Source organism: Streptococcus sp. k-90 (assembly GCF_013277565.1).
Lineage (GTDB): Bacteria > Bacillota > Bacilli > Lactobacillales > Streptococcaceae > Streptococcus.
The window spans coordinates 13127-24799 of sequence record NZ_VMNE01000002.1 but is presented as its reverse complement, the minus strand read 5'-3'; the positions used below and the strand labels follow the sequence as shown (position 1 = coordinate 24799).

The window sequence follows — 11673 nt, the reverse complement described above, 5'->3', positions numbered from 1 at the left end:
AGAGAAGAGTTTTGAGTAAAATTTCTAAAAATTATCTATATAACTTAATTTATCAAGTGGTAGTTTTAATATTACCACTATTGATTACTCCATATGTTGCTAGAGTATTGGGCGCACACCAGTTGGGAATTTACGATTATGCCAATTCAATCGTTACTTTGATTTATACTTTAGGTTTACTAGGTATCGGTCACTATGGAAATCGCGAATGTGCCTATACTAGAGATGATAAAGAGGAACTATCAGAGACATTTTGGAGTATTTTGGCTATTCAGATTATTTTAGGATTTTTTTCACTATTCTTCTTATACATTTTTTCTAACATAAATTCAAATTATCAAGTTTATTTTCAACTTTTTTCCATTTGGCTTTTTGGGTCTATTCTTGATTGTACGTGGTTCTATCGTGGCTTAGAGGAAATGCAGTATGTTGTATTAAAAAACATTATTGCTAAGTTATTATTTACGATAGCGACCTTCTTATTTGTAAAAAGCGAAACAGATCTAGCTCTATATGTGCTCATATATGGTCTCTCTGTTTTAGTAGCCAATTTATCAGCTTATAGTCAACTAAGGATGTTTATTAGTAGACCAAAGATAAATATTAATCGTTTTACGGAGATTATTTTAGGGAGTCTCAAACTATTTTTACCAAGTATCATCATGCAAATTATGTTATCTGCTGATAAAATTGTTCTAGGGTCTTTAAGTTCGGGAATCAGCAATGTTTCTTACTATAGTAATGCAGAGAAGATTATACAGATACCACTCTCTTTAATAGTAGTATTAAATTCTGTTATGATGCCCCGAATAGCAAATGAATTTCGTAATAGACGGTTAGACAATATGAAAAAGTATCTGATAACTGCAGCTGAATTTTCTTTGTTCTTAGCTGTTCCATTGTCGATTGGTCTTTATGCTATTGCAGATACTTTTGTTCCGTGGTTTTTAGGCGAAAGTTTTATGCCATCTATAGATGCTCTTAAATGGCTTGCTCCTATTGCTGTTGGCAATGCTTTACTAGGAGTCTCAGGTAGTCAGTATTTTGTTGCAGTTAATAAAACAAAAGTCTTATTCTTTTCTAATACTTTAGCTGCAATTTTAAATATTCTATTAGATTTGTTACTTGCTCCAATGTTTGGAGTAGTAGGTGTTTGTTTAGCAACTATAGTATCACTTACTTCATCTGTTATAGTTCAATACTATATAATGTCAAAGGATATACCTGTTTTACCTATTTTGAAGTCATTATTTAAATATCTTATTTATTCTATGATAATGGGGATAATTATTATTGTTCCCTTCAGAGGACATCCAGCAAATTATGGAACAACTATTAAGCAAATCGTTCTTGGGATAGTAGTTTACTTTGGCTTGAGCTTGTTGACACGAGATGTATTTGTTTTTCAAGCATTAGATTTTGTAAAGAAAGGATTCAAAAAAAGTAGATGATTTCAGCTTTATTTTATATAAGTTTTTTAACAAATCTATTAGTCGTAGTCAATAGGATACGTATAAATTTTCTAGCATTTTTATCTTGGTTAGTTTTGTTTTTTATCTATGCAGGAAATATCCGAGAAGGATTTTCAGATTTAACTCATTATCGTGCAAGATATGCTGTAGGAAAAAGTAGTCTGTATTTTTCAGACCATGCGTATAATTTTTTTGCAGATTGGTTTTCACATCACTCCATCTCTTTTCAAGTTTTTTTAGCATGTATTTTCCTTTTCTCCTCAGCATGTTTCTATTTTGTTGCTAAAAAATTGCATTGTAATTATAATCTTCTGATTTTATTGTTATCTCTTTTTTATTTCTTTTATACTTTAGAAGTTCTAAGATTCTTTTTAGCAGCTAGTGTAGCACTTATAGCGCATTATTATCTTTCACAAAATCATCGATTCATATTCATAGGATTGATGTTCATAGCGTTTCTATTTCATGGATCTATTATTTATTTCTTACCATTTGTTATTTTTTATAGACAAAAAAATACCAGTAAGATGCTATGGGTATTGGTATTTATATCTACAGTGTTAATTATTATTAATCTATTGGTAGGTAACAATTCTAGCTACTTGACTAAAATATTTGAACTACTAGGGAGTGAGGCAACTAAAAGTCGTGTTATGTATTATACAGCGAAATCGACTCGTCTTGGTTTTATATTGTATGATAGTTACTATATTTTCAACCTACTAATTAGTATTAATCTCAAAAAGATTGCAAAAACAGTTTCAAATGTCCCTCAGGAAGTGACCAATTTTATCAATCTGGTGTATCAACATAGTTTTTTTAGTACAATTTTTTTACCACTAATTATGTTTAGTACAGCATTTACTCGCTATTTAATTTTTACTGTTGTTTTAAATTTTATAGCTATTGCAGCTTTACAACCATTTATGCAACAATCATTTATAAAATTAAAGAGTGGGCTTTATATTATTTTCGGAGTTTTAGGTGCTACTTGTTTTTGGTGGTATCTAAGAGAAAATGTCCTTTATTTTTATGAGGCACTTTTGCCAAATTTATTTAACTGATTTTATATTCTTTATGTCTGTACTTTGCAAACACTACAAGAGTGGTCTATAATATAAAAATATAAAGAAATACGGTATAGCTATTTCTTTAGAAAGTGGAAATTTAAATGATTAATTACAGCGCAGATGAATTAGATATGATTCAGAAGCTTGAACTCAAAATATTAAAAGAAATTATTCGAATATGTAAAAAAGAAAATATAGAGTATTTTTTAATTGGTGGAAGTGCTCTTGGAGCAATACGTCATGGAGGATTTATACCATGGGATGACGATATTGATGTTGGTATGACACGTGAGAATTATGATAACTTTTTGAGAGTAGCTGAACAGTATTTAGGAGAAGAGTTTTATTTACAATCACCCTCCTCTGATAGAAGATCACCCTATTCTTACAGTAAACTAATGTTAAAAGGGACTTTGTTCTTAGAGTATGCCCAAAGAAATTTAAAAACACAAAGTGGTATTTATGTAGATATTTTTCCATTTGACGAGGTTCCAGACAATGAGATAGAAAATGAGAGACAATTTAAAGCTGTACAGTTTTATAAAAAGTTATATGTGATGAGGATGCTACCTACTGTTTCTAAGGCTCCTGAGAATTTGATTCAAGGTTTAAAAGCTATGCTAAGGAGATGCATTCATTATAGCTTAAAATTAATTCCTAAAAGTTTAATACTCAAAAAAATTGATCAATTTTCTAGATTATATAATGGAACAAATCAATCGGCATTTGCTTGTTTAGATTTTCCAGTAAGAAATGTAGAATATGTTTTAAAAACAACACTATACCCCCTAATTGAACATAAATTTGAGGAAATCACAATTTTATTACCTGGTGATTTTCATCAATACTTGACTACACATTATGGTGAGTACATGAAGTTGCCACCTTTAGAAGAACGTGTTGGGCATAGACCATATTTGATTGATTTAGGAATATATGGAAAGGAAAAAAAATGAAGAGAGTGATTACTTACGGGACTTTTGATTTACTTCATTACGGTCATATCAATTTATTGAAGCGTGCTAAAGATTTGGGAGATTATTTAATAGTAGCTCTATCTACTGATGAATTTAATCTTCAAAAAGATAAGATTTCATATTTCGATTATCAGCAGCGTAAAATTTTGCTTGAATCTATTCGTTATGTAGATTTGGTAATTCCTGAGATTTCATGGGAACAAAAACGAGAAGATGTAAAGAAGTATTATGCTGATATCTTTGTTATTGGTGATGATTGGGAAGGTAAGTTTGATTTTTTGAAAGATGAGGGCGTAGAAGTAGTATATTTACCTCGTACTGAAGAAATTTCTACTACACAGATTAAAGAAGATTTAAACAAGACCAAAGGTGGAAAATAATATGTCACAATTTACAGGAAAAACTCTTCTAATTACAGGAGGGACAGGTTCATTTGGGAATGCGGTTCTCAAGCGTTTTTTAGAAACAGATATCTCAGAGATTCGTATCTTTTCGCGAGATGAAAAGAAACAAGATGATATGCGTCATGAGTTTCAGGTAAAAGTACCAGAAGTGGCTGGGAAAATCCGCTTTTACCTCGGAGATGTGCGGGACTTAGCTTCGGTAAAAAATGCTATGCATGGTGTGGATTATGTTTTTCATGCTGCTGCTCTGAAACAGGTACCTTCTTGTGAATTTTTCCCTGTAGAAGCAGTAAAAACTAACATTTTGGGAACTGAGAATGTCCTTACTGCAGCTATCGAAGCGGGTGTAAAGCAAGTTATTTGTCTTTCTACAGATAAGGCGGCGTATCCTGTTAATGCTATGGGAACATCCAAGGCTATGATGGAAAAGATTGCTGTTGCTAAGTCACGGACGGTAAATCCTGAGCATACAAAGATATGTGTTACTCGTTATGGGAATGTTTTGTGTAGCCGTGGATCTGTAGTTCCTCTTTGGATTGAGCAGATTAAGCAAGGAAATGATCTTACAATTACTGAACCTAGCATGACACGTTTTGTCATGACATTGGAAGAAGCAGTAGATTTAGTTTTATTTGCATTTAAAGAAGGAAAATCTGGAGATATACTAGTTCAGAAAGCACCAGCATGTACGATTGAAGTTTTGGCTAAGGCTGTATCAGAAATTTTTGTCTCAAAACAAGATATTAAGATTATAGGTATTAGACACGGAGAAAAGATGTATGAAACACTACTAACTAATGAAGAGTGTGCAAATGCAATTGATTTGGGTGATTTTTATAGAGTTCCTAGTGATAATCGTAATCTTAACTATGATAAGTATTTCAAAGATGGTAGTACGAATAGAAATTTGTTGACAGAATTCAATAGTAATAATACTGATTTGATGGATGTAGAGCAAGTTAAAAGAAAGTTGCTAGAATTAGATGAAATACAGACAGCAATTCGTGATATGGTAGCAGATGAAGATATGTAAAATCTTTTAAGATACATTAAAATTATCAAGGATATATAATGTATCATGTATTGTCGAGAGAGTTGACTATTAAAATAGCATATAAAACAAGGAGGGGGCATGATTAAAAATATTTTAATTACAGGAGCGAAAGGATTTGTAGGAAAAAATCTTATCTGTACTCTGGAAGCTTTGAAAGATGGACGAGATAGAACTCGTCCTAATTTAGAGATTGGAGAGATTTTTCAGTATGATCGTGATACAGATCCGATTTTATTAGAAGAATATTGTAAGAAGGCTGATTTTGTATTCCATTTAGCTGGTGTCAATCGTCCACAGAATCCTGATGAATTTATGGAGGGAAATTACGGTTTTTCAAGTAGACTATTAGAGATTTTAGAAAAGTATGAAAACACTTGTCCTGTTCTACTCTCGAGTTCTACTCAAGCTAGTTTAGAAGGCCGATTTTCGAACTCTGTATATGGACAATCTAAGCTAGCAGGGGAAGAACTCTTCTTTGAATATGGAAAGAAAACGGGAGCACCTGTCTTAGTTTACCGTTTCCCAAATCTTTATGGGAAGTGGTGTCGCCCTAACTATAATTCTGCTGTAGCAACTTTCTGTCATAATCTAGCTCACGATTTGCCTATTCAAGTAAATGATCCAAGTGTAGAATTGGAGTTGCTGTATATTGATGATTTGATACAAGAGTGTCTAACTGCATTGGAAGGAAATCCTCATCGTTGTAATCTAGATGGATTACAAATCTTACCTAGTCTATCAGGAAATTACTGCTATGTACCAACGACTCATCGTGCAACCTTAGGAGAGATTGCTTCTCTATTAGAAACATTTAAAAAACAGCCTGATAGTTTAGTTATGCCTGAAATTCCTCAAGGATCTTTTGAAAAGAAATTGTATTCTACCTACCTATCTTATTTACCAGTAGATAAGTTTAAGTTTCCTCTAAAAATGAATATAGATGAACGAGGTAGTTTTACGGAATTATTAAAAACAGAAAATGCGGGTCAATTTTCTGTCAATATTTCTAAACCTGGCATTACTAAAGGGCAACATTGGCATCATACTAAATGGGAATTTTTCATGGTTGTTTCTGGTCGTGCTTTAATACAAGAGCGTAGGATAGGGCTGGATGAAAACGGACAAGAATATCCTATTCTGAACTTTGAAGTGTCGGGCGATAAGATTGAAGCAATACATATGATACCGGGCTATGCACATAATATTATTAATCTTTCCGATACAGAAAATTTAGTTACTGTAATGTGGGCTAATGAGTCATTTGATCCTAGCCATCCAGATACTTTTTTTGAACAAGTGGAGAAATAAATGAAAATTAAGACAGATTATAGTGATATTCGTTTTAAAGATAATGGCAAACTTAAGTTATTGATTATTGTGGGAACACGTCCAGAGATTATACGTTTAAGTAGTGTTATTACTAAATGTCGAAAGTATTTTGATGTTGTTTTGGCACATACTGGACAAAACTATGATTATAATTTAAATGGTATTTTCTTCGATGATTTAGGTTTAGACACTCCAGATGTATACATGGATGCTGTTGGAGATGATCTTGGTGCTACTGTAGGGAATATTATCAATACTTCCTACAAATTGATGAATCAAATTAAACCAGATGCTTTATTAATTTTAGGGGATACAAATTCTTGTTTATCAGCTATTGCTGCCAAACGTTTACATATTCCAATTTTTCATATGGAGGCTGGCAATCGCTGTAAGGATGAGTGTCTACCGGAAGAGACTAATCGTCGGATTGTTGATATTATTTCAGATGTTAACTTGGCATATTCTGAACATGCTCGTAAGTATTTACATGAGTGTGGTTTACCTAAAGAGCGCACGTACGTAACTGGTTCTCCTATGGCAGAAGTGTTACATAAAAATTTATCTGCCATTGAGTCTTCAGATATCCATGAACGTTTGGGATTGAAAAAAGGAGGTTATATCCTACTTTCAGCTCACCGTGAGGAAAATATTGATACAGATAAAAATTTTCTCTCTCTCTTTACGGCAATTAATAAATTAGCTGAAAAGTATAATATGCCAATCTTGTATTCTTGCCATCCTCGATCTAAGAAAAGGCTAAAAGAGAGCGGTTTTGAACTAGATAAACGTGTGATTCAGCATGAGCCACTAGGATTCCATGATTATAATTGTTTACAGATGAATGCGTTTGTTGTAGTATCTGATTCGGGAACTTTACCAGAAGAAAGTAGTTTCTTTACTAGTCAAGGTTATCCTTTTCCTGCTGTATGTATTCGTACAAGTACAGAACGTCCTGAGTCCTTAGATAAGGCAGGATTTATTTTGGCAGGTATTGATGAAAATTCTCTTCTACAAGCAGTTGAAACTGCTGTTAGCTTGGCAGAAGATGAGGATTTTGGATTACCGGTTCCAGATTATGTCGAGGAAAATGTCTCTACCAAAGTTGTTAAGATAATACAGAGCTATACAGGGATAGTGGATAAAATAGTTTGGCGGAAAAACTGAACTGCATATTTTTAATAAATTAAAACGGAATAATTAGTTCTTAGTAGAACAAGGAGTAAAATTGAACTGATTTGATAGAAATAGCTTACTTGAGAGTAGAGGGATAGCCATTCTATCGGGTTTTTGGCTTGTTTTTGCGCCTTATGTTTGATAGAATAAAGTAACAACACTTTAACAATTGCAGTGAGGTGAGAATAATGGCAGTAATTTTTAAAGATGTACTTATTGAAGAGAAGACTGAAGAAGAAAAACAACATATTTTATCTATTTTAAATGGTGAGTATAACTTATCTGATGATGTAAGTCGTAGATTAAGATGACTGAATGAGGAAAGTAAACGCTTGGAAGTGTTTGTTAAGGAGACGCACTCACTTGTCTAGTTCGTATTCTGTTAATTAATTGCAATCAATAAGTATCTCATTGTCATTTTTTAACGATTAGGAAGTTAGGGATTTCTAATGACTCTCAGGTTACTATGTATTTTAGTATTGAAAACTAAGAAATGGTGAAATTATGCCTCTTACACAGTTATTTGAAACATTCTTAGAAAATGATTTTTAATTGTATGCAAACAAAGTAGAATTCGCTTATTTCATTTTATGCTAAATATAATATGAAGTAAGTGAATTTTTATAGATAAAGAAGAATTTTTCTGTATTTTTTAGATAATAATTTGAAAAAATGTGATGATTATTTTCCTTTTAGAGTAGTACACAATTAATAGCAATTGACTCTAAAACAACAAAGAAAGGTACCCTACTATGAAAGGTATTATTCTAGCAGGTGGTTCGGGGACACGTTTATATCCTTTGACTCGAGCTGCATCAAAACAACTAATGCCGGTTTATGATAAACCGATGATTTACTACCCACTTTCAACATTGATGTTGGCTGGGATTAGGGATATTTTGATTATTTCAACTCCACAGGATTTACATCGATTCCAAGAGCTTCTTCAAGATGGATCTGAGTTTGGGATTAAACTTTCTTATGCAGAGCAACCAAGTCCAGATGGTTTGGCGCAAGCCTTTATTATTGGTGAAGAATTTATTGGTAATGATAGCGTTGCTCTAATCTTAGGTGACAATATTTACCACGGTCCTGGCCTTTCGAAGATGCTACAAAAGGCCGCAAGCAAGGAGTCAGGAGCAACTGTTTTTGGCTACCATGTGAAGGATCCGGAACGCTTTGGTGTGGTTGAGTTTGATCAGGATATGAACGCTATTTCTATCGAAGAAAAGCCAGAGAATCCACGTTCAAATTATGCAGTTACAGGTCTCTATTTCTACGATAATGATGTAGTAGAAATTGCTAAAAGTATTAGACCAAGCCCGCGTGGTGAATTGGAAATCACAGATGTAAACAAGGCTTACCTAGATCGTGGAGATTTATCGGTTGAGGTTATGGGACGTGGCTTTGCTTGGTTGGATACTGGCACTCATGAAAGTTTGCTAGAGGCGTCACAGTACATCGAGACAGTTCAACGTATGCAAAATGTTCAAGTTGCAAACTTGGAAGAAATTGCTTACCGCATGGGCTATATCAGTCGCGAAGATGTATTGGCCTTGGCCCAACCACTTAAGAAAAATGAATACGGGCAGTATCTGCTCCGTTTGATTGGAGAAGCATAGATGACAGATAATTTTTTCGGAAAGACGCTTGCAGCACGCAAGGTTGATGCAATTCCAGGTATGTTGGAGTTTGATATCCCTGTTCATGGTGATAATCGTGGCTGGTTTAAAGAAAATTTCCAAAAGGAAAAAATGCTCCCACTTGGATTTCCAGAGTCTTTCTTTGCAGAAGGAAAATTGCAAAACAATGTATCCTTCTCACGTAAAAATGTTCTCCGTGGCCTCCACGCAGAACCTTGGGATAAGTACATTTCTGTAGCAGATGGAGGGAAAGTTCTGGGTTCTTGGGTTGATCTACGCGAGGGCGAAACCTTTGGGAATACCTATCAGACAGTAATTGATGCAAGCAAGGGAATCTTTGTCCCTCGAGGCGTGGCTAATGGCTTCCAAGTTTTATCAGATACAGTTTCTTATAGTTATCTGGTCAATGATTACTGGGCTCTTGAACTTAAACCCAAGTATGCCTTTGTAAACTATGCTGATCCAAGTCTTGGCATCGAATGGGAAAATCTTGCAGAAGCAGAGGTTTCAGAAGCAGATAAAAATCATCCACTACTTAAGGATGTAAAACCTTTGAAAAAAGAAGATTTATAAAAGGAAAAAATATGACTGAATACAAAAATATTATCGTGACAGGTGGAGCTGGTTTTATCGGTTCCAACTTTGTCCACTATGTTTACAAGAATTTTCCAGATGTTCACGTGACAGTCTTAGATAAATTGACTTATGCTGGAAACCGAGCCAATATTGAGGAAATTTTAGGCGATCGTGTTGAGTTAGTTGTTGGTGACATTGCGGATGGGGACTTGGTAGACAAGTTGGCTGCTCAAGCAGATGCTATCGTTCACTATGCCGCTGAGAGTCATAATGACAATTCACTGAATGATCCATCACCATTTATCCATACCAACTTCATCGGAACCTATACTCTTTTGGAAGCTGCTCGTAAGTATGATATTCGCTTCCACCATGTATCGACAGATGAAGTTTATGGGGATCTCCCTCTACGTGAGGATTTGCCAGGTCATGGTGAAGGACCAGGTGAGAAATTTACTACTGAAACAAAATACAACCCAAGCTCTCCGTACTCATCAACTAAGGCTGCTTCAGACTTGATTGTCAAAGCCTGGGTACGATCATTTGGTGTCAAGGCAACGATTTCTAACTGTTCAAATAACTACGGTCCTTATCAACACATTGAAAAATTCATCCCACGTCAGATTACTAACATCCTAAGTGGAATCAAGCCAAAACTTTACGGTGAAGGTAAGAATGTTCGTGACTGGATTCATACCAATGACCATTCTTCAGGTGTTTGGACAATCTTGACAAAAGGGCAAATTGGTGAAACCTACTTGATTGGGGCTGATGGCGAGAAAAACAACAAGGAAGTGTTGGAACTTATCCTTAAGGAAATGGGACAAGCTGAGGATACCTATGATCATGTTACTGACCGTGCAGGACATGACCTTCGCTATGCGATTGATGCAAGCAAGCTCCGTGATGAGTTGGGGTGGAAACCTGAATTTACCAACTTTGAAGCTGGGCTCAAGGAAACAATCAAGTGGTATACAGATAACCAAGAATGGTGGAAAGCAGATAAAGAAGCTGTTGAAGCCAATTATGCTAAGACTCAGGAGATTATTACAGTATAAAAAGCAGGAAATCGCTGCTTTTTATTGCTATATTGGGAAGAGTTGCAAATAAGAAAGGGATAGAGATGATTTTAATTACAGGGGCAAATGGCCAATTAGGAACTGAACTTCGTTATTTATTGGATGAGCGTAATGAAGAGTACGTAGCAGTAGATGTGGCTGAGATGGACATTACCAATGCAGAGATGGTTGAGAAAGTTTTTGAAGAGGTGAAACCAACTTTAGTCTACCACTGTGCAGCCTATACTGCTGTTGATGCAGCAGAGGATGAAGGAAAAGAATTGGACTATGCTATCAATGTTACGGGGACAGAAAATGTCGCCAAAGCATCTGAAAAGCATGGTGCAACTCTAGTTTATATTTCCACAGACTATGTCTTTGACGGTAAGAAACCAGTTGGACAAGAGTGGGAAGTTGATGACCGACCAGATCCACAGACAGAATATGGCCGCACTAAGCGTATGGGAGAAGAGTTAGTTGAGAAGTATGTGTCTAATTTCTATATTATCCGTACTGCCTGGGTATTTGGAAATTATGGTAAAAACTTTGTTTTTACCATGCAAAATCTTGCGAAAACTCATAAGGTCTTAACAGTTGTAAATGACCAGCATGGTCGTCCGACTTGGACTCGTACCCTGGCTGAATTTATGACATACCTAGCTGAAAATCGCAAGGAATTTGGTTATTATCATTTGTCAAATGATGCGACAGAAGACACAACTTGGTATGATTTTGCAGTTGAAATTTTGAAAGATACAGATGTGGAAATCAAGCCAGTCGATTCAAGTCAATTTCCAGCAAAAGCTAAACGTCCGCTAAACTCAACAATGAGCCTTTCTAAAGCTAAAGCTACTGGATTTGTCATTCCAACTTGGCAAGATGCCTTGAAAGAATTTTACAAACAAGAAGTAAGATAA

The 11673-nt window shown here is 34.8% G+C and carries 12 protein-coding genes; all 12 read left to right on the top strand.

Annotation, left to right across the window (positions count from 1 at the left end; all coding sequences use genetic code 11):
* Positions 1-11: 11 nt before the first annotated feature.
* The 12 genes from HT734_RS00680 to rfbD all read left to right on the top strand — a co-directional run bounded on the left by HT734_RS00680 (position 12) and on the right by rfbD (position 11673).
* Positions 12-1451: a flippase gene (locus HT734_RS00680; protein ID WP_173278002.1), complete on the top strand. Its 1440-nt coding sequence runs from the start codon at positions 12-14 to the stop codon at positions 1449-1451.
* Positions 1448-2536, top strand: coding sequence for an EpsG family protein (locus HT734_RS00675; RefSeq protein ID WP_173278004.1), 1089 nt, complete (start codon positions 1448-1450; stop codon positions 2534-2536). The genes HT734_RS00680 and HT734_RS00675 overlap by 4 nt, the downstream gene beginning before the upstream one ends.
* 107 nt (positions 2537-2643) lie before the next feature.
* Positions 2644-3498, top strand: a complete 855-nt coding sequence (locus HT734_RS00670) for a LicD family protein (protein WP_173278006.1) — start codon at positions 2644-2646, stop codon at positions 3496-3498.
* Entirely contained in the window at positions 3495-3899 is a 405-nt protein-coding gene (gene tagD / locus HT734_RS00665; protein WP_000832255.1) for a glycerol-3-phosphate cytidylyltransferase, read from the top strand. Before HT734_RS00670 ends, tagD begins: the two co-directional genes overlap by 4 nt.
* Before the next feature lies 1 nt (position 3900).
* Positions 3901-4956: a capsular polysaccharide biosynthesis protein Cps4J gene (gene cps4J / locus HT734_RS00660; RefSeq protein ID WP_000077423.1), complete on the top strand. Its 1056-nt coding sequence runs from the start codon at positions 3901-3903 to the stop codon at positions 4954-4956.
* 99 nt (positions 4957-5055) lie between these two features.
* Positions 5056-6285 (top strand): capsular polysaccharide biosynthesis protein Cps4K, encoded by a 1230-nt coding sequence (cps4K, locus tag HT734_RS00655; protein WP_000594470.1) that lies wholly within the window; start codon positions 5056-5058, stop codon positions 6283-6285.
* Entirely contained in the window at positions 6286-7470 is a 1185-nt protein-coding gene (gene cps4L / locus HT734_RS00650) for a capsular polysaccharide biosynthesis protein Cps4L (RefSeq protein WP_000695336.1), read from the top strand.
* A gap of 197 nt (positions 7471-7667) precedes the next feature.
* A complete protein-coding gene (locus HT734_RS09570) occupies positions 7668-7790 on the top strand; it encodes a hypothetical protein (RefSeq protein ID WP_260471342.1) in 123 nt (40 codons plus the stop codon).
* A gap of 441 nt (positions 7791-8231) precedes the next feature.
* Positions 8232-9101, top strand: a complete 870-nt coding sequence (gene rfbA, locus HT734_RS00645; protein WP_173278007.1) for a glucose-1-phosphate thymidylyltransferase RfbA — start codon at positions 8232-8234, stop codon at positions 9099-9101.
* On the top strand, positions 9102-9695 hold the full coding sequence (locus tag HT734_RS00640; protein ID WP_075227276.1) for a dTDP-4-dehydrorhamnose 3,5-epimerase family protein: 594 nt from the start codon (positions 9102-9104) through the stop codon (positions 9693-9695).
* A gap of 11 nt (positions 9696-9706) precedes the next feature.
* Positions 9707-10756, top strand: a complete 1050-nt coding sequence (gene rfbB / locus HT734_RS00635) for a dTDP-glucose 4,6-dehydratase (protein ID WP_173278009.1) — start codon at positions 9707-9709, stop codon at positions 10754-10756.
* 65 nt (positions 10757-10821) lie between these two features.
* A complete protein-coding gene (gene rfbD, locus HT734_RS00630; protein WP_000600906.1) occupies positions 10822-11673 on the top strand; it encodes a dTDP-4-dehydrorhamnose reductase in 852 nt (283 codons plus the stop codon).